Source organism: Microbulbifer mixtoriginis (SeqCode) (assembly GCF_052468275.1).
Window position 1 is genome coordinate 764,977 of sequence record NZ_CP174341.1, and the last position, 18,751, is coordinate 783,727.

At 53.1% G+C, this 18,751-nt stretch carries 19 protein-coding genes; 10 read left to right on the plus strand and 9 right to left on the minus strand.

The window, feature by feature from the left end; all coding sequences use genetic code 11:
• Window positions 1–27: 27 nt before the first annotated feature.
• Both ACJJIC_RS03400 and ACJJIC_RS03405 read right to left on the minus strand, forming a co-directional pair.
• Window positions 28–603 (minus strand): rhomboid family intramembrane serine protease, encoded by a 576-nt coding sequence (locus ACJJIC_RS03400; RefSeq protein WP_444883202.1) that lies wholly within the window; start codon window positions 601–603, stop codon window positions 28–30.
• Between the two features lie 103 nt (window positions 604–706).
• The gene (locus tag ACJJIC_RS03405) at window positions 707–1,594 is read right to left on the minus strand and encodes a YicC/YloC family endoribonuclease (RefSeq protein WP_444883201.1); all 888 of its coding nucleotides are present in this window, start codon (window positions 1,592–1,594) and stop codon (window positions 707–709) included.
• A gap of 109 nt (window positions 1,595–1,703) precedes the next feature.
• On the opposite strand from ACJJIC_RS03405, the gene rph reads away from it, so the two are divergent.
• Window positions 1,704–2,423, plus strand: a complete 720-nt coding sequence (rph, locus tag ACJJIC_RS03410) for a ribonuclease PH (protein ID WP_252083885.1) — start codon at window positions 1,704–1,706, stop codon at window positions 2,421–2,423.
• A 108-nt stretch (window positions 2,424–2,531) separates the two neighbouring features.
• Here rph and ACJJIC_RS03415 read toward each other — a convergent pair whose 3' ends face one another.
• Window positions 2,532–3,299 carry an exodeoxyribonuclease III gene (locus ACJJIC_RS03415; RefSeq protein WP_252083884.1) on the minus strand — a complete coding sequence of 256 codons (768 nt, stop codon included), beginning with the start codon at window positions 3,297–3,299 and terminating at the stop codon, window positions 2,532–2,534.
• A gap of 117 nt (window positions 3,300–3,416) precedes the next feature.
• Here ACJJIC_RS03415 and pyrE point away from each other — a divergent pair, with 117 nt between their 5' ends.
• The gene (gene pyrE / locus ACJJIC_RS03420) at window positions 3,417–4,067 is read left to right on the plus strand and encodes an orotate phosphoribosyltransferase (RefSeq protein WP_444899476.1); all 651 of its coding nucleotides are present in this window, start codon (window positions 3,417–3,419) and stop codon (window positions 4,065–4,067) included.
• Between the two features lie 51 nt (window positions 4,068–4,118).
• The gene (locus ACJJIC_RS03425; RefSeq protein WP_444910837.1) at window positions 4,119–4,718 is read left to right on the plus strand and encodes a hypothetical protein; all 600 of its coding nucleotides are present in this window, start codon (window positions 4,119–4,121) and stop codon (window positions 4,716–4,718) included.
• An 84-nt stretch (window positions 4,719–4,802) separates the two neighbouring features.
• Here ACJJIC_RS03425 and slmA read toward each other — a convergent pair whose 3' ends face one another.
• From slmA to coaBC, 4 genes are all read right to left on the minus strand, one after another.
• The gene (gene slmA, locus ACJJIC_RS03430; RefSeq protein ID WP_252083881.1) at window positions 4,803–5,411 is read right to left on the minus strand and encodes a nucleoid occlusion factor SlmA; all 609 of its coding nucleotides are present in this window, start codon (window positions 5,409–5,411) and stop codon (window positions 4,803–4,805) included.
• Window positions 5,412–5,538: 127 nt separating this feature from the next.
• The gene (argB, locus tag ACJJIC_RS03435; RefSeq protein WP_252083880.1) at window positions 5,539–6,441 is read right to left on the minus strand and encodes an acetylglutamate kinase; all 903 of its coding nucleotides are present in this window, start codon (window positions 6,439–6,441) and stop codon (window positions 5,539–5,541) included.
• 153 nt (window positions 6,442–6,594) lie between these two features.
• Window positions 6,595–8,997 (minus strand): phosphomannomutase/phosphoglucomutase, encoded by a 2,403-nt coding sequence (locus ACJJIC_RS03440; RefSeq protein WP_444910836.1) that lies wholly within the window; start codon window positions 8,995–8,997, stop codon window positions 6,595–6,597.
• 22 nt (window positions 8,998–9,019) lie between these two features.
• Window positions 9,020–10,228, minus strand: a complete 1,209-nt coding sequence (gene coaBC, locus ACJJIC_RS03445) for a bifunctional phosphopantothenoylcysteine decarboxylase/phosphopantothenate--cysteine ligase CoaBC (RefSeq protein WP_444910835.1) — start codon at window positions 10,226–10,228, stop codon at window positions 9,020–9,022.
• Between the two features lie 151 nt (window positions 10,229–10,379).
• Here coaBC and radC point away from each other — a divergent pair, with 151 nt between their 5' ends.
• The 7 genes from radC (at window position 10,380) to ACJJIC_RS03480 (ending at window position 15,159) form a co-directional block, all read left to right on the plus strand.
• Window positions 10,380–11,054 (plus strand): RadC family protein, encoded by a 675-nt coding sequence (gene radC / locus ACJJIC_RS03450; RefSeq protein WP_444887576.1) that lies wholly within the window; start codon window positions 10,380–10,382, stop codon window positions 11,052–11,054.
• A gap of 227 nt (window positions 11,055–11,281) precedes the next feature.
• Window positions 11,282–11,518, plus strand: coding sequence for a 50S ribosomal protein L28 (gene rpmB / locus ACJJIC_RS03455; protein WP_020413982.1), 237 nt, complete (start codon window positions 11,282–11,284; stop codon window positions 11,516–11,518).
• A 36-nt stretch (window positions 11,519–11,554) separates the two neighbouring features.
• The gene (gene rpmG, locus ACJJIC_RS03460) at window positions 11,555–11,710 is read left to right on the plus strand and encodes a 50S ribosomal protein L33 (protein ID WP_020413983.1); all 156 of its coding nucleotides are present in this window, start codon (window positions 11,555–11,557) and stop codon (window positions 11,708–11,710) included.
• An 87-nt stretch (window positions 11,711–11,797) separates the two neighbouring features.
• Window positions 11,798–12,613, plus strand: coding sequence for a bifunctional DNA-formamidopyrimidine glycosylase/DNA-(apurinic or apyrimidinic site) lyase (gene mutM / locus ACJJIC_RS03465; RefSeq protein ID WP_444910834.1), 816 nt, complete (start codon window positions 11,798–11,800; stop codon window positions 12,611–12,613).
• A gap of 73 nt (window positions 12,614–12,686) precedes the next feature.
• On the plus strand, window positions 12,687–12,845 hold the full coding sequence (locus ACJJIC_RS03470) for a DUF5993 family protein (protein ID WP_444903461.1): 159 nt from the start codon (window positions 12,687–12,689) through the stop codon (window positions 12,843–12,845).
• Window positions 12,846–12,858: 13 nt separating this feature from the next.
• Window positions 12,859–13,398, plus strand: coding sequence for a disulfide bond formation protein B (locus ACJJIC_RS03475; protein WP_252083874.1), 540 nt, complete (start codon window positions 12,859–12,861; stop codon window positions 13,396–13,398).
• 81 nt (window positions 13,399–13,479) lie between these two features.
• Complete coding sequence (locus ACJJIC_RS03480) at window positions 13,480–15,159, plus strand: amidohydrolase (protein WP_444910833.1); 1,680 nt, start codon at window positions 13,480–13,482, stop codon at window positions 15,157–15,159.
• A gap of 22 nt (window positions 15,160–15,181) precedes the next feature.
• Here the strand turns inward: ACJJIC_RS03480 and ACJJIC_RS03485 are convergent, their stop codons facing one another.
• Window positions 15,182–16,819: an NAD-dependent malic enzyme gene (locus ACJJIC_RS03485; protein ID WP_444910832.1), complete on the minus strand. Its 1,638-nt coding sequence runs from the start codon at window positions 16,817–16,819 to the stop codon at window positions 15,182–15,184.
• Window positions 16,820–16,977: 158 nt separating this feature from the next.
• Window positions 16,978–18,696, minus strand: coding sequence for a gamma-glutamyltransferase (ggt, locus tag ACJJIC_RS03490; protein ID WP_444910831.1), 1,719 nt, complete (start codon window positions 18,694–18,696; stop codon window positions 16,978–16,980).
• Between the last annotated feature and the right edge of the window lie 55 nt (window positions 18,697–18,751).

Sequence of the window (18,751 nt, forward strand, 5' to 3'; positions counted from 1 at the left end):
GCCTGCTGTGAATTTGCTAGAGAAAAACTATGAATTTTTAGATACAGCTTGTCGGTCCGTAATAGGGTTGGGTGTGTGGGCCCATATTTTTGCAGCCATTATGCCAAAGAGAAAACCGAATAGATGCGATTCCCAGGAAATATACATTCCTTGTGGCAGCACACCAAAAATAAGCCCGCCATAAACCAATCCGACAAAAATGGATATCATTAGTCGAACAAACTGCTTGCTGATAAAGCCGGCCAGCAATAAGAATCCAAAATAGCCATAAATTACTGAACTTGCGCCCAGATGATTCCCGCCTCTAGCAAATAGCCAAACGGCAAGGCCAGTGGTGACAATAATCGTCAGAGTGACTTTTAGGTAGGTTTTCACTCCATATTGCAACAGCAAAAAACTGAAAACGCACAGGGTTACTATATTGGATAGAAAATGCCAGATGCTTCCGTGTAGCAATGGAGCGGTAAAAATATGGGGCAGATGATCGATGGATCTAGGAACTAGGCCGAAGTAATTCAATGAGCGGCCGGATAATATATTAATAATTTCAATAATGGTTACAGCTAAGAATATAGCCCCAACCCATTTAATATTATTTCGCATATAAAATGTATTTTAATGTTAGCTGGGTAAAGCAGCAGATAGTTTTTTAGCAGAACGTGAATACGGGGCTCTTATTTTGGTTTTAAAAAGCCCCACAATATGCTTACTCAATATTTTGTACTTGCTCACGCATTTGTTCGATCAAGACCTTCAGCTCTACTGCAGCCTGGGTGGTGTCGGTTACCACGGACTTGGAGGATAGAGTGTTGGCCTCGCGGTTAAATTCCTGCATAAGAAAATCCAAGCGCCGACCTATAGCGCCGCCTCCAGCGAGTACCCGGCGGGTTTCTACAGTGTGGGCATTTAGGCGATCGAGTTCTTCATCGACGTCGGCTTTTTGAGCGAGCAGTACAATTTCCTGTTCCAAGCGCTCCTTATCCAATTCTATAGAGAGCTCTTCCAGGCGGTTGCGCAGTTTTTCCCGCTGTGCCTCTAGAATCTGTGGTAGCAGTTCCCGCACTAGGGCGACTTGTTCTTCAATGCCTTTTAAGCGAGCTTCAATAAATTTGGCTAACTCCGCACCCTCACGCTCACGATTCGCGCGCAGTTGTTCTAGCGCTTCGCGAAACGCCTGCAAAATAGTGGCGGATTGCTGCTCAGTATCGGCTTCCGGTTCGCTAATAACACCGGGCCATTGGAGAATCTGCAGGGGGTTGAGTGGTTGGGCGCCTTCACCGCCGGTCACTTGTTTGGCGGCGTTAATCAATGCTTGTGCCAGCGGCTGATTAATTTCAAGCCCACTCGTTTCCACACTGTTGGGTTTTACTGTAAGCGTGAGTTCCACTTTTCCACGGGATAAACTTTTCCGCAAAATATCTCGTAACTGCGCTTCCAGAGGGCGGGCGACCTCGGGCAGACGGAAGTGCGGCTCCAGATAGCGATGGTTGACCGAGCGCAGCTCCCAAATGGCGTTTCCTGTGGCATAAGCGGCTTCGGCGCGACCGAAGGCTGTCATGCTTCGCACTTTGTTCTGTTCCCGGTTATTGGCCATTGCTCATCCCCTGCAGGCGTATTTATCGGCTCGGCATCATAGCACAGCGTTCGGATATCCATGTGGGGGTATATAATGCAGGGCTTTCATTCATTGACCGAGGTGAGCTATGCAGCGTCCCAGTGGCCGCGCGGCGGCGCAGATGCGCCAGATAAAAATTACCCGAAACTACACCCGCCACGCCGAGGGCTCTGTGTTGGTAGAATTTGGCGACACAAAAGTTCTGTGTAATGCCTCAGTGTCGAGTGAAGTACCGCGCTTCCTGCGCGGTCAGGGCAGCGGTTGGATCACCGCGGAGTATGGCATGCTGCCGCGCTCTACAGGTTCCCGCATGCCGCGTGAGGCAGCCAAGGGTAAACAGAGCGGCCGCACTGTAGAGATCCAGCGTCTGATTGGCCGCTCCCTGCGCGCAGCGGTGGATCTGGAAAAGCTTGGAGAGAATCAGATCACCCTGGATTGCGATGTTATCCAGGCCGATGGCGGCACACGCACGGCGGCTATTACCGGCGCTTGTGTAGCCTTGGTGGATGCGCTGCGCCATATGCAGCGGGAAAAAATTCTCGCTGAGGATCCGTTGCTCAACCTTGTCGCGGCGGTCTCTGTCGGAATTTATGACGGCGAGCCGGTTTTGGATCTGGACTATCCAGAGGACAGCGCGGCTGATACGGATATGAATCTGGTGATGGCGGCAGACGGAGGTATGATCGAAGTACAGGGTACCGCTGAAGGTAAGCCTTTTTCCGAGAAAGAGTTCGCGCAGATGCTGGGCTTGGGTAAAGCGGGAATCGATGAACTGATCGAGATACAGCAAAAAGCCTTGGATGAGTGAGGCTTTGTATTTTGCTGAGTTAGGACCGCTCCCGCTGTAAAGCGGGTCGGTTCGCGACAGGACTCGGCTCCCCTACTCTCAGCCGAAATGGGCCGAGTCCTCAACGGTTTATACTTCCAGGTCGTAATCCATCATTAGTGGTAGGTGGCTGGAGAAATTCACATTCTTGTTAATCGCACCGTACTCAATACGATTTTTCAACCCGTGTGAAACGATCTGCATGTCGGTACGCCAGCCATCACCTTCGCCTACGGTGCCACTCGGCCACCAGGTAAATTCATCGGTGTCTTTGACCACGCGGCGAAAGGCATCGACATAGCCAATTTCATTGAACAGCTGGTCCAACCAGCGCTGTTCGTGACGCATGAAACCAGGGTTATCCTGGTGGTCCTGCCAGTTCTGCACATCGGCACGGCGGTGTGCCATGCCCCAATTACCGCAGAAAATAAAATCGCGGCGCTTGCGGCTGATTTTGTGCAGGTGCGCTTGCATGTCGTCGAAAAACTGGACCTTTTTTTCCAGTGAAGCCTCGTCAGTGGCTATTGGCGCTAACAGAGAACCCACACTCAGGCGTTCAAAATCTGCCTGTAAATAGCGCCCATACATATCCTCGCCGTTGGCGAAACCCATACCGAAAATAATGGCTTTGGGCTGGTTGCGTGTATAGATCGCCACGCCGTTTTCATGGGGCGTTCCCGAATCGAAGAAGTAGCTGTAATAGCCATCGGGGTGGAATATGGGGTGGTCTAGCTCCGGCTCCAGAGAGCGCAGGTCTTGAAGGCAGATAATGTCTGCATCCTGCTCAGCTAACCAATCGTAGAGACCGCGCTGTGCGGCCTGATGAACGCCGTCTACAGACAAGCTTACTATTCGCATTATTAGCCCCTTACCAGCGGACTGTGTATCATTAGAAACATTATTTGCATGCCTATCCCCGGAAGAAATGCTACGGGGAGGTCTCCCTTCACCTTAGCTAATAGTTAACAATTTTCCATGCAGCAATATCAGCGCAATTTTATCCAATTGGCCCTGGATCATCAGGTGTTGTGTTTTGGTGACTTCACTCTGAAGTCAGGCCGTCAAAGCCCCTATTTTTTCAATGCTGGCCGCTTCCACACCGGTGCGGCACTAGCCGCACTGGGACAGGCTTACGCCGAGGCGATTATCGCTTCGGGAGTGGAGTTTGATGTCATTTTCGGACCGGCTTACAAGGGTATCCCGCTGGGTGCGGTGACTGCCGTGGCACTGGCTCAGAAAGGTATCGATAAGCCTTTCTGCTACAACCGCAAAGAGGCCAAGGATCACGGCGAAGGCGGAACCTTAGTGGGTGCGCCGCTTAATGGCAAGGTTTTGATCATTGATGATGTGATTACGGCTGGTACCGCGGTGCGTGAGGTGATGCAAATCATCGAATCTCACGGTGCCGAAGCGGCTGGTGTGGTCATCGGTTTAAATCGCCAGGAAAAGGCCAGCGAAGATTGTGAATTCTCCGCTATTCAGAAGGTCGAACAGCAGTTTAATATCCCAGTCATTAGCATTGTACAGCTGGATGATATAGTCAGTTTCCTCGAGCAGGAGTCTCAGGATAGTGAAACCCTGCAAAAAATTGTCGATTACCGGCAGCGTTACGGCGTAACGGGTTAAGTGAGAGGCCCGCTCGTTATAGCGGGCCGCATCAATTTAGTGAGAAGAGCGATGGCAATCGCCCCCATAAAATGTTTCCTGGTTCCTGCCATTTCGTTGTTTTGTACCCTGGCGAGTGCTGCCAGCGGTGAGCAGTTGCTCTATCGCTATACCGATGAGCAGGGCATCATGGTACTCAATGAAATGGTGCCGCCGGAGTACGTGGCTAAGGGCTACGAAATTCTCAACCTTTCTGGCCGTGTTATAGAAGTGGTTCCACCGCAGTTGAGTCCCGAGGAGTTCGAAGCGCAGCGCCGACAGGAAGCACGCGAAGAAGCGGACCGCAAGCTGCTCAAACGCTATAACAGCCTCGCCGATATCGAAAGTGCTCGCAAACGCAAGCTGGCAATTGTCGAGCAGGATATGGCGATCATGCACTCGAATATCACCAGTCTCACTCGTCAAATTACCCAGGAAGAGACACAGGCGGCGCGCACCCAGCGCGGTGGGCGCGAGGTGGCTCCGGAGCTCCTGAAGCGTATTGCCGATTTGCAAAAAGAAGTGGCAGTACTGCGCGAGCGCCTCAAACGGCGCGCTGACGAGGCCAGTTCTATCGGTGAGGAATTCGATAAAGCCGCCACGCGCTACGCAGAAATTACTAACAGATCCTGATAGTGCAGGACCATTAGCGCCTTTCTGGCTTCGTTACACGTGCGTCCTTCCAGTTATCTTTCACTTTCCATACCGCACAGCCAGTTACCTGGCTGCGGCGACGGTCTCGCGGAAAAAGCCGGAGGTCAAAACCGGCCATTGCTCGGCCCAGTACTCGGTGGGCTTGCGCTTAAAGCCGCTGCGTACATATTGCACGATACGGCCCTCGGCACTGGCCAATAACAAGTTGGCGGCACCGCCCAGGGGCAGGGTTGGACGCAGGTGTTCACGCAGTTCCGCTTCACGCAAAATCTGACGGATTTGGGTTTCCAGGCGATCGAACAACTGCAGGATACGCCCGTGCAAACGCTCGGTTTCGCCGGTCAACGCATCGCCAGTGAGAAGTCGGGTAATACCCGGATTGCGCTCACAAAAAGCCAGCAGAAGGTGCAGGATTCTCTGGCATCGCTCCAAAGCAGAGGGTTCTTCCTGAAGGATCAGCGCTATGCGACTGAAAATAGTCTCCTCGATAAACTCGATCAGGCCTTCGAACATTTTTGACTTACTGGGGAAGTGGCGGTATAGCGCCGCTTCAGAAAAGCCAACTTCCTTGGCCAGGGCTGCAGTTGTAATACGTGCGCCAGGACTGGCTTCCAGCATATGTGCCAGAGATTCCAGAATTTGCTGGCGCCGATTGATTTTTTCGCTGCTCATTGATTGCCTTTAGTCCACTTGGGGGGTGGACGGTGATTTTTGCTCTTGTCGCCTTAATATTTCGGCGGCGGAATCCTACCGATTCGTACGTCTGTCTTCAATTGCCAAGCGCTACAGTGCGATGGCTTTATGTCTCACTATTGGTAATCAAGGTGCCGACGCCGGTGTCGGTAAATATTTCCAGCAGGACCGCGTGAGGTACCCGGCCGTCGATAATATGGGCAGAAGTGACCCCGTCTTTTACCGCGTCGAGTGCACAACTGATTTTCGGCAGCATGCCGCCATGAATGGTGCCATCTTCAATCAACCCTTCCACCTGAGGCGTCGTCAGGCCGGTGAGTACCTCGCCCTGCTTATCTTGCAGGCCCGCAACATTGGTGAGCAGCATCAGCTTTTCTGCCTGCAAGCACTCGGCGACCTTACCGGCCACCAGATCGGCATTGATATTGTAAGAAACCCCCTCTTTGTCGACGCCGATAGGGGCGATTACCGGAATAAAGCCGCCCTGGATCAGCATATTGATGACATCGGTATTGACCTTTTCCACCTCGCCTACCTGGCCGATATCAATAATTTCTGAGGCGTGCAGGCCGGCGCTCTCATTTTTGCGGCTCAGTTTGCGCGCTTCGATTAACAAGCCATCCTTGCCGGTAACGCCCACTGCGCGGCCTCCGTTCTGATTGATCAGATTGACAATTTGCTTGTTGACCGTGCCCCCCAATACCATTTCCACCACATCCATGGTCTCGCTATCGGTTACGCGCATACCGTCGACAAAGTGAGATTCGATATTGAGTTTGTTCAACAGCAGGCCTATTTGCGGGCCGCCGCCGTGTACCACTACCGGGTTCATGCCCACCAGCTTCATCAGGATAATGTCGCGGGCAAAGTCGTTTTGCAGCTCGTGATCCACCATGGCATTACCGCCAAACTTTACCACCACGGTTTTATTGGTGAATTGCTGGATATAGGGCAAGGCTTCATTCAAAACCTGAGCAATACGCAGAGCGGACTTCTTATCGAGGGACATGGCAATTCCTTTATGGTGGGATGCGGCTGGATAGCTTTCCCGCTGTCCAGCCGCTGCTGTAGATACTGCGCGGTCGAGATTTTTTTGATTAAAGCACGGAGCGCTAGTCGGTTGCGGCACCTGCCTGTGCCGCACAGGTTTAAAATTGGTGCGCTAGTTGAGCAGTTCCCAATTGGGAACGACAACTGTGGGAGCAATTTTCTTGATCTGCGCCATGACTACTTTGCGAATACGCTCCAGAGCCTCTTTATTTTCGGCCTCGAAGCGCAGGGTCAACGCGCTGGTGGTATTGGAGGCGCGCACCAGCCCCCAGCCATCAGAAAATTCTATGCGCAGACCGTCGGTAGTATTGATATCGGCATTGTCAAAATTGCCTTGTTCGCGCAACTGCTCAATCAGGGAGAACTTCTCCTGCTCCTCTACGGGCAACAATATTTCCGGGGTGCTCTCCATTTGCGGCAGTGAGTCGAGGAGTTCATCTAGGCTCTGTTCCCGCAGGGCCATAATCTCCAGGAGCCGCGCCGCTGCGTAGATACCATCGTCGAAACCAAACCAGCGATCCCGAATAAAAATATGGCCGGATAACTCACCGCCAAGAATTGCCTTGGTTTCTAGCATTTTGTTTTTCATCGGCGCGTGGCCGGTCTTCCACATCACCGGGCGGCCGCCGTACTGGTTTATCAATTGAGCAAGGCTACGGCTGCTTTTCACATCGAAGACGATCGTCTCCCCTGGGTTGCGTGCCAGGATGTCTCTCGCCAGTAGCATAACCAGCTGATCGGCCCAGGCGATGCGCCCGCTGCTGGAAATCAGAGTGACACGATCACCATCGCCATCCAGAGCTATGCCCAGGTCTGCGCCGGTTTCCGCCACTTTGTCGATCAATGCTTGCAGGTTTTCCGGGCGCGTGGGATCGGGTGGATGGTTGGGGAAGTCCCCATCCACTTCACAAAACAGCGGAGTGACTGCGCAGCCCAGCTGCTCAAACAACCGGGGTGCCAAAACGGAAGTGGCTCCATTGCCCGCATCCACTACCAGGTGCGGTTGTCCGGCGAGGGCGACGTTGTTAAAGATCTCGTCGATATATTTGTCTTTAATATCCTGCTCGCGGTTACTGCCTTCCCCGCTTTTGAAGGGCCCCTGCTGCATAAGCTGGTGCAGGCCCTGTAGCTTTTCTTCAGAGAGGGGGCGGCCCTTGAGCACAATCTTGAAGCCATTGTATTCCGCCGGATTGTGGCTCGCGGTCACCATAACACCGCTGCTGGTGTTCTTGCCCTTGGCGCAGGCGTAGTAAAGCAGTGGTGATGGGATCAGGCCCAGATCGATACTGTTACAGCCGCTATCGAGAATCCCCTCCATCAGGCAGTTGCTGAGCAGTGCACTACTGTTGCGGCCATCGCGCCCCACTAGCAGGATTTGCTCTCCGGCGTGCTGTGCCAGGGTACCGAGGGCCTTTCCCAGCTGGTAAGCAAAGGGCTCATCAATTTCCTCACCGGCGATGCCGCGGATATCGTATGCGCGAAACACATGAGGGGGAAACTCGGTAGTTAGCGGATGTTGGGGCTTACCTGATTTGGTCGCAGACCTTGCCTCAGCGCGATTTGTCATATTCTGTTGTAAAGCTTCGGGAGCGATGCTGGGTGCCGATGCGAGCCCTTGGGGTAAAGCTTCATCCGCCAGCAGAGCATCCTGCTGCGACTCGGGCGCAGGGAATTTTTCACTTTCGCTTCTACCACCTTTCTCACCTTTCTGACTGCGCTCCCAGGGGGCACGGTTGTCTCGGGGCAGGAAGCGCAGAAGTACCAGCAAGGAGAACAGCAGGCCGGCGCCGGCTGTGAGATAGATCCACAGAAGTGGCAAGCTGTGTTGCTGGATAAATGCAGGGGAGGGGCTGAACTGCACCTGCAGGTAGCTATCCGGAATTGCTTCAGAATGGCTGAAGCCACTGCCCTGCCCGCCGCGCCAAAGGGGCTGTGCAATCGAATCGGGAAATTTTTGAAGCAGCTGAATCTGTCCCTGGTTTTTATCGAGCGTTTCCAGGGATGTTTGCAAAACAGCGAAGGGCTGGCTGATCAGAAGTTGTTGCCCCGCCAGGTTAACAGCATTGTGAAGCTGCCAGCTGTTGTCGGGGCCGGTACGCAGTATCTCTAGGGGCTGTTGACTGTCTTGTCGGGTACGCTTGAGCAGATCTACTAGCGCGAAGTTCAGGGTTGGCTTTTCACCTGCGCCCACGCGGATTTGTGCCTCTGAAAAGACCTGAATTCGCGATTGTTTCGGTAGTTGTGCTGTTTTTAGCTGTTCTTCAAGGGGTTGTCCATTGCGTTCAATTTGTTGCAGCTGCCGCGTGCGTTCGGCTAACAGAGACTCTACATCTTGCGCGAAGATTTTCCCCTGCGCCCGGGCTGCCTGTTGTACTTGCGCTTGATTGTGGGGGGTGACTATATGCTCAACGATTAGATAGGCCCCGCAGAGCCAGGCGACGGCCGCCAGCAACGAAGGCAGCAGCAACCCCTTGTGCAATAGTCCTTGGCTCTGATTTTTCTTGTTGAAAACCACTGATTTTCCTGCCTGTTAATCTTTATTTCTGCGCTTTGACGGCAATAATTTCTATTAACTGTCGCGCTAGGTCGGCCTTTAGAGCCTCGGGCAGTTGTGTATTGCCGTGGCGATCTATCACCGTGACGGCATTGCGGTCACTATTGAAGCCGGTTTCACTGCCACTGACGTCGTTGGCGATAATCATATCGAGGTTTTTCCGTTGCAGTTTGCTTTGCGCATACTGTTCGACTTGCTGTGTCTCAGCGGCAAAGCCCACGGTAAAGGGGCGTCGCTCGCTGCGCGCGGCGATGCCGGCGACGATATCCGGGTTTTTAACCAGGGTAATAGCGCTCTCGTCGCAGCCCTCGCGTTTCTTGATTTTTTGTTCCGCCACCGAGGTGGGGCGAAAATCGGCAACAGCGGCAGCGCTGATAAAAATATCGCAGAGGTCAGCCGCACGCTCGGCGGCATCGCGCATATCCCGCGCATCGATGACATCGACACGCTTCACATGTGCGGGAGTGGCTAAATTTACCGGCCCGGCGATTAGTGTGACCTCGGCGCCGGCCCTCCGGGCGGCCTCGGCCAGGGCGAACCCCATCTTGCCGGAGCTGTGGTTGCTCAGGTAGCGTACCGGGTCCAGGGCCTCGCGGGTTGGGCCGGCGGTAATCGCCACGCGCTTGCCGCGCAGACAGTCGTTAGAGCCGAACTGTGACTCGGCCTGCAGGGCCAAGTCAGCGGGCTCCAGCATGCGGCCGGGTCCCACGTCACCACAGGCCTGGCTGCCAGCCGCCGGTCCCCACAGCTGTACCCCGCGGTCACGCAGAGTTTTGGCATTGGCAGTGGTGGCTGGGTGGCGCCACATGGCCTGATTCATGGCGGGGGCCAGGGCCACTGGTGCTTCGCTGGCGAGACACAAGGTGGTGAGCAGGTCGTCGGCCATGCCGCAGGCCAGTTTCGCCATCACCTGGGCACTGGCGGGGGCAATCAGGATCAGGTCGGCCCACTTGGCCAGCTCGATATGCCCCATGGCGGCTTCAGCGGCTGGGTCCAGCAGATCGGTGTGTACAGGGTTGCCGGATAGGGCCTGGAAAGTCAGCGGCTGCACAAACTCGCGCGCGCCGGCGCTCATTACCACTCTCACCTGGGCACCGCGTTCTTTTAGGCGGCGTACCAGGTCGGCGCTCTTGTAGGCGGCAATACCGCCACTGATTCCCAAAAGTATGCGTTTATCGGCCAGTGAGGACATAGATACAGTTTCCGAATATATGCGAGCGGGTTAGATTAGCATTTCTGCGTCTGGACTTATAAGGCGCAGAATAGACGCGAAAATCGTGCTTGTGGTGAGTTGGGGAGAGAGTTCACAAAAAAAAGACAGTCAGGGAAGGCGAGAAACGATTATGAAGATCAAGGATTGGCCGGCGGCTGAGAGGCCCCGGGAGAAGCTGTTGGCGCAGGGTGCCGCGGCGCTGTCGGATGCAGAGTTGTTGGCGATATTTTTGCGGGTGGGGCTGCCGGGCGTTTCCGCAGTGGATTTGGCGCGGGGTCTACTCAGTGAGTTTGGCGGCTTGCGTGCCCTGTTGGAGGCCGGTAGGGAGCAGTTTTGTCGCGCTCGTGGATTGGGGGATGCCAAGTTTGTACAGCTGCAAGCGGCGCTGGAGATAGCGCGACGACACCTGGCAGAAACGGTGCGGAAGGGCAGTGCTTTGTGCAGTCCGGCGGCAGTGCGAGACTACCTGGCTATGCAGTTGCGCCATCGCCGCCGCGAGGTCTTTTGCTGCCTTTTCCTGGATACCCAGCACCGTGTTATCAGTTTTGAGGAATTGTTCGAGGGCACTCTGAATGCCGCCAGTGTTTATCCTCGTGAGGTGGTGCAGGCTGCTTTACAGCGGGGTGCGGCGGCAGTGATTCTGGCGCATAATCACCCATCGGGCATTTGCGAGCCTAGCCAGGCGGACATCTGGATTACCGAGCGTTTGGTACAGGCCCTGGAGCTTGTGGATATCAAGGTGCTGGATCATCTGATAGTGGGCGAGGGCCAGGCCCTATCCTTTGCAGAGCAGGGGCTGCTGTAGGCACTGCAATTGAGAAGCTGCGATTGGCGCAGAAGTACTGTACAAAACTTGCTCCCTACGGGCTCTTTTGGTATAAAACGCCGCTCTTTGCGGCCGGGCCAGATTCTGCACAGGTTCCGCCGCCATCCAGGAACCGGATTAGAATCCCGATTTTTATGTTCCCGCACACCCTTTTCCTCTTCAGGATTGGCGCCATGCGGGCACAAGCGTTTTGAAGAGGCCAACAGATGTCCAAGGTATGTCAGGTAACCGGTAAGCGTCCGGTAACCGGAAACAATGTATCCCACGCTAAGAACCGCACCAAGCGTCGCTTCGTGCCGAACCTGCACAGCCACCGTTTCTGGGTTGAGTCCGAGAAGCGTTTTGTGAAACTGCGTGTTTCCGCAAAAGGCATGCGCGTTATCGATAAGAAAGGTATCGACGCTGTCCTGACTGAGCTGCGCGCCCGCGGCGAAAAAGTTTAATTAGCTGTATTCAGCTAACTGATTGGAGATTGAGCAATGCGTGAGAAGATTCGTCTGAATTCCAGCGCCGGTACTGGCCACTTCTACACCACTACCAAGAACAAGCGCAACATGCCTGAGAAAATGGAGATCAAAAAGTACGATCCCGTTGTTCGCAAGCACGTTATGTACAAAGAAGGCAAAATCAAGTAATTGCCTTCCGCGTACTCGCAGAAGAGCCCGGTTCTTGCCGGGCTTTTTTGTGTCCGCTCCTCGGCTACAGCCATCGTGAGATGAGAAATGCCTGAACTCCCAGAAGTAGAAACCACCTGCCGTGGCCTCGCTCCTTATCTAGAGGGACAGTGGGTGCGATCGGTTGTGGTACGACAGGCGCGACTGCGCTGGCCTGTAGACCCGGACTTCGCCAAGCACATTAAAAATGCCCGTATTCTGAAGCTGGAGCGTCGCGCCAAATACTTACTGGTGCATACAGATAAGGGATGTGCCATCTGGCATTTGGGGATGTCTGGAAGCCTGCGCCTGGTCGAGCAGGAAGAATCCCCTGAGAAGCACGACCATATCGACTGGCGACTCGATAGTGGCCTGACCCTGCGCTACAGGGATCCACGCCGGTTTGGCGCTCTTCTGTGGACCGCAACAGACCCCCTGGCCCACGATCTACTCAGTCATTTAGGGCCGGAGCCGCTGTCGGAGAGTTTTAATGGTGACTACCTGTTCGCCGCTTCCCGCAAGCGTAAACAGTCGGTGAAAACGTTCATTATGGATGGGCGGATCGTGGTGGGGGTGGGGAATATTTATGCCAGTGAATCGCTATTCCTGGCAGGTATCCGCCCGGATCGTGAAGCGGGCTCTATTTCAAAAGCCCGCTATCTGCGCCTTGCAGAGGCGATCAAAAAGGTATTGAGTCGTGCCATTGCCCAAGGTGGCACTACCCTGAGGGACTTTATCGGTGGTGATGGTAAGCCAGGATATTTCGCCCAGGAACTCAATGTCTACGGCCGCGCGGGAGCACCTTGCCCCAGTTGTGGGAGCCTGGTGCGGGATATGGTTCTGGGCCAGCGCAGTACCTTCTTTTGCACTCGTTGCCAGCGTTGAGCTTACTTTGCGGTAGGGCATTGGCGGGAATTTACTACTAATATCAGAGTATTGCTGTCTGTGGAGATGGCCCGTGGTATTGGTACTGCCTTTTCTCACCGTTCTGATTGCAGCCTGGTATATATGGAAGCGCCGCCAGCGCGCGGCCACCGTGTGGTGGTTGTTGACTATGGTGATTTACATCATCTGGTTGATTTATCACTCGAACACAACGCTGGACCTCTCCTTCTAGCCGGGGTGCCGCTATGGTGTATATGGTCCGAAGGCTCGATGCCCTGGCTCTTCTCGGCCTCTCTGCGGTTCTCTGGGCGGCTTTTATCATCGAGCTTTACGAGCACCAACTGCCCTGCCCCATATGCCTGCTTCAGCGTGTAGCCTTTACCATGGCTGGCTTGGGCTTGCTGATGAACCTGCGATTTGGTGTACGTCCCGCTCACTACGGAATTGTTATCCTCTCGAGTATTGCCGGGCTGGCTGCTGCCGGGCGCCAGGTGTTGTTGCATATTCTGCCCAATAACCCCGGATTTGGAGAGCCCTTTCTCGGCTTGCATCTCTATACCTGGGCGGCCGTGGCTTTTTTTGGGCTGCTTACTTATTGCGGGGTCGCAATGATGTTGGGTTTCTTGCGGCGCAACCTGTCACCGCGTCGATTCACCTTTCCCGAGAAATTTATCGCGGTGCTGTTTCTCACCATTGCCATGGCGAACCTGGCCAGCACCCTATTGGAGTGCGGGCTAGGTCCCTGTACGAGAGGCTCTTTCGGCTATCACTGGCTGTGGCCTTGAGAGAATCATTGAATTGCTAGTCTCGCTGAATTTTTTCACAGTGGAAAATTGAGGGGATAGGGCAAATCCGTGGGAAGCTATATGCGTTTATTCAGTTTGCTATCGGTTCTTTTGCTCCTCTCCTGTGATCCTCTAGAAAAGAGCGTGGGCTTCATTCCCACAGCCAATCCCACCCCAAGCAAGCCCGCTCAGTTAATTGTCCGCAACGCCACTATTTATACCGCGGATAAAGCCCGATCTATTGCTGCGGCGATGGCAATCAGGGATGGGCGAATTGTCTTTGTCGGCACTGAGACAGGTGTTGAGGCTTATATTGGCGGGGATACTGAAATTGTAGATCTGAATGGTAAGCTGGTTTTACCTGGCTTTTTCCAAAGGGCAAAAATTCGAGGGGCGGCATCCAGAATCAACTTATTTTCTGGAGGCTCCATTGAAGATTACCGTTTTGCGGTAGCGCGTTATATTCTAGAGAATCCGCAACAGCAAGTAATTGTGGGTGATGGTTGGAATTTGCAGACATTTTCTGCTGAGACTCCGCATAAAGGAATTCTCGATCAAATTAATGACCTGATCCCGATTATTTTATTTTCTTCAGACCGAAACAATATCTGGACAAATTCAGAAGGTCTGGCTGCCGCAGGAATTAATAATGAAAGTGTGAATCCTCCTAATGGATTTATAGAAAAAAACGAACACGGCATTGCTACTGGTTGGTTGCGGGGTCCTGGCGCTGTCGCACTAATAGAGAAATTGATCCCGCAGGACATAAACGGAGATTACCGAAAAGACTTGCTCAGTATGCAAGATTTAGCGGTTAGTAATGGTGTGACAAGTCTCTATGATTCCGTTGTTGTATTAAAAGATGAGGAAGGCCAAAAGCGTTATTTTGATCAAATATCCAAAATTGAACCCATGGGTTTTCGCGTGCTGGCCTCAATGGCGGTTAGTACAGATTTTGCCGACAGAGATTTTAGTTCGTTGCAGCAAAAGGTTAGTCAAATAGCAATCGATGACTTTAGGCTGACTTCGATAAGTTATATTGGATGGTTGCCGGAAAATTTAAGGGTGTGGATCACTACAGAACCAATCTCAAGGACTTCTGGTTCGATTAAAGAGGTTATTAGCTTGGCGCAAAGGGCTAATGCTCACCAATTTCCCATACAGATTTTAGTCTCTGGAGAAGAGGAAACTGATAAAGCTTTAAATATACTGGAAAAGTTGGAGGGGGACGACACCAAAATACGCAATGCAATTGTTAATGCTTTTTTAGATAAAGAGTCCACTCTGGATCAGCTTTCCCAGATGCATAGTGCTGTATTTATGCAACCAAAAAATATTTTCCTCTTGCATAGGGGCCGAGAAGGTTCAACGGAGGGCAGAAGTTTAAAGGGCGGAGAAAAATATATTCCCATGAGTGTATCTTTATTATCTTCTGACCCCTCTCAGATTAGTGGCATGTTGGATCCAATGGCGGTTATTTATCGGGGGTTAAATCTAGGAATTTCTATTTATGACCTAGTTGAGGCTTTTACAATTAATGCTGCCTATTCCGGGGGCTTGGAAAAGGAAACGGGCAGTATCGAAAAGGGTAAGTGGGCTGATTTTATTGTTTTAGATAGAAATATATTTAATTTTTCTAAAGATCAGGTTGATGAAGCCAAAGTGATAAAGACTTTTTATAAGGGACGCTTGGTATTTGATCGAAAATATTTTAGAAATTCAGGCAGTGAACCAAGATCAATACAACTAGACACCTTCTGACCTTTGTTGTATTGAGTTAAATTCAAATATAAGAAAGATATTCAGCTTTATAAGTATGTTTTTCTATAAATTCTAAAAAATCTTTTGGCGGTTCCATTGCGCTGAGCCCAAGTTCAAAGATTTTCTTGCTGACTTTTGCGGCTGTATTTTGGGATATTTCTAAAATTTTTGATTGTGGCGGAAACAGACAGCCCTGCTGCAGCAGATCTTGACCGACTTGCTCAGCAACTCCACGGGCGGCCTCAATAAATAGTGAGTCGGGCACACGTTTAGCACTTGTTGCATAAATTGCCATTGCTACCGCGGGGAAGATATATAAATTATTCGCTTGGCCTGGCAAATAGGTTTTTCCATGCAGTGTGACCTTGGGGAATTGTACGCCGGCGGCATAGATGGCTCGGCCTTGGCTCCAACTGTAGGCCTGCTCCGCACTGCATTCGGCATGTTCGGTTGGGTTGGACAGAGCAAAAATAATGGGTCGCGGGTTGTGTGCGGCCATAGTTTCCACGACTTCCTGGGTAAATAATTGACCAACGGTACTGACGCCAATCAAGGTAGTTGGCTTGTGAGTTTTTATGGCCTCCAATAATTGTGAAGTTGGGGAGTGGTCGTGTGCGTAGGGGCGCTGGAAGTCGAAAAGGTCTTCGCGACTTTTTACCAGTAGTCCCTTTTCATCGAACATAATAATGCGGGCTTGGGCCTCTTCCCTACTGAGCCCCTCATTGACCAGTTCACTCACAAATAAATCCGCAAGCCCTATGCCGGCAGAGCCGGCACCGGCGAAGAAGATTTTTTCATCCTTTAACGAGCCCTGTTTGATTTTCAGGGCGTTGATCATGCCGGCCAGGGCAATGCCCGCAGTGCCTTGGATATCATCGTTATAGCAGCAGGCCCTGTCTCGATATCGTTGCAGCAGGTGGACGGCGTCACTACCGGTCCAGTCCTCAAAGTGCAGACAGCAGTGTGGATAGCGCTGCTGAACAGTGTCCACAAATTCATCCACAAAACGGTAAAGCGTCTCAGTATCCGGGCGTTTACGACGCAGGCCTACATAAAGAGGGTCTGTGAGTACTTGTTCATTATCGGTGCCGGCATCTAAAAAGAGTGGCAGTAAATGCTCTGGCGGTACGCCCCCGGCGGCGGTGTAAAGCTGCAGTTTACCAATGGGGATACCCATGCCATTCGCGCCGATATCCCCGAGCCCCAGAATTCGTCCGCCATTGGTGACACAAATAAATCGAATGTCCCGGTCCGGCCAGTGAGACAGGGAGTCGGCGATACTGCCCTTCTGTGCAATAGACAGATAGACACCCCTGACCCTGCGCATGATATGGCTGAACTTGGTGCAGGCTTCACCGATAGTGGGGTCGTAAATGATCGGAAGGAAGCGCACCGGATCGGACATCACCACTCGGTAAAAGAGCGTCTCGTTGGTATCCAGTAGACCGGTCAGGTAGACAAATCGATCAATATCCGAATGTTTGTGGCTCAGCTGCATCATCACCCGCTCTACCTGGGTTTCGATGGTTTCCAGAGCGTAGGGAATCAGGCCGTTAAGGCCAAACTTGTTGCGTTCCGCTTCTGTAAAAGCAGTGCCCTTATTGGTGCTGGGGTCGTGCAGGAGTTCGATGCCAGTAGCATCTACTTTGCGGTGGTCCAAGAGGGGCCCTCCAGTTGCGTTTTGGCTTACGCTAGTTAGGAGGAAGTATGGACCACTCTAAAGAAGGGGCACGCTATCCGGAAAGCTGGTTTATGAATGGCAGCTTTCTAGGGGGGATGGTTTTGAGGAGGCATATGCAATATGCCTCCTCCAGAAAATCAGTGCCCCAGCGCACTGCCTTCCCGGCGGGGGTCGGCACCGCCGTGGAGTGTATTGTTTTTTACCGCGATTGCATGAATGCCGCTGTTGAGATCGCGCTCGACGACCTCGTGCCCGCGAGCCCTGAGTTTATTGATGGTGTCCTGGCTAAAGAAACCGGGTTCAAGTTCGACACGCCGCCCGATAGCGCCAATGTTGCCGGCTGCGATGGCATCGGCAATGGGCATATTCAGCCCCAGGTGGTAGAGAATGGTGCGGGCGGTGTAGTCGATAATACGTGACCCCCCGGGTGAGCCCACCAGTAGGCGCAGGCTGCCATCTTTATTAAATACCACCGTTGGCGACATGGAAGAGCGAGGTCGTTTGCCGGCCTGGATACGATTCGCCACCAACTGCCCTTCGGCCGTTTTTGGGGTAAAGGAAAAATCGGTCAACTGGTTATTCAGCAGAAAACCCTTTACCAGCAGGCGAGAGCCAAAGCCCGTTTCGATGCTGCTGGTCATGCTGACGCCATTGCCGTAGCGATCCACAACGACCAAATGGCTGGTGTTGGGCATCTCAGGTGATTGGGCCGTGAGGCGCTTGGTCGCCCCAGTGTTCGGATTGCCGGGCTTGGCTATGCTGGCGCTGTCAGGGTCAATGAGTGTCGCACGTTCGCTCAAGTAAGCGGGGGATACCAAAGCCTTACTGGGCACACTGATGAAATCCGAGTCGGCCGAATAGGTGTTGCGATCGGCAAAGGCCAGTTCTGAGGCTTCGATAAACAAATGGGTGAGCAGGTCGTCCCCGGCTTCCATTTCAGCGATGGGAAAAGCTTGCAGCATGCCCAAAATACCGCCCACGGTGGTGCCGCCCGATGAGGGGGCATCCGCACCACAGACCTGGTATTCGAGAAAAGCGGAACAGAGAGGCTGGCGCAGTTTGGCCCGATAATTAGCCATATCCTCAAGGTTGAGCAGACCGGGGTTTTCAGTGTCGCCGCGAACGGCCTTGACGACCGCCTCGGCGATCTCTCCTTTATAAAAAGCGTTCGCACCATCGCTGGCAATCATGCGCAGGGTGCGGGCATATTCCGGATTCTTCAGCCGGTGGCCCACCGGCAGGGGCCTGCCGTCGCTGTCAAAGAAATAACTGGCGATCGCCGGTCTTGCATCTACATGGGGTAGCCTGCTCAACAATTTGTGCAGACGTGGAGAGACTTCAAAGCCGCTTTCGGCTAGCTGGATGGCTGGCTGGAATAAAACTTCCCATGGCAGTTTGCCATCGCGCTGGTGCGCCATTTCCAACATGCGGATGACGCCAGGGACGCCCACTGAGTAGCCGCCAATAACCGCCTGCATAAATGAACGCGGTCTACCGTCGTGCATAAAGTAGTTTTCATCCACCTCTGCCGGAGCGGTTTCCCGGCCATCGTAATAGCGCAGCTGTTTATCTTTGGCGTCGTAGCTCAGCATAAAGGCGCCACCACCAATACCTGATGACTGGGGCTCCACCAGCCCGAGCACCAACTGAGCGGTGATGGCTGCATCCACGGCACTACCGCCCTGCGCGAGGATTTGTTCGGCGGCGCGACTCGCGTGGGGGTTGGCGGTCACCGCCATATAGGATTTGGCCGTGGCAGACTTGATGGCACTGCGGCCGGTATCGACTTCCGGTTGCGGCTCATCGGCCATGGCCGGAGATAGAACAAGGGCGAGAGCGAGGAGAATGTGACGCACGAAACACTCCGCGGATTGTGGAAAAATCCGCTCGAGTGTATCAGAAATAACCAAT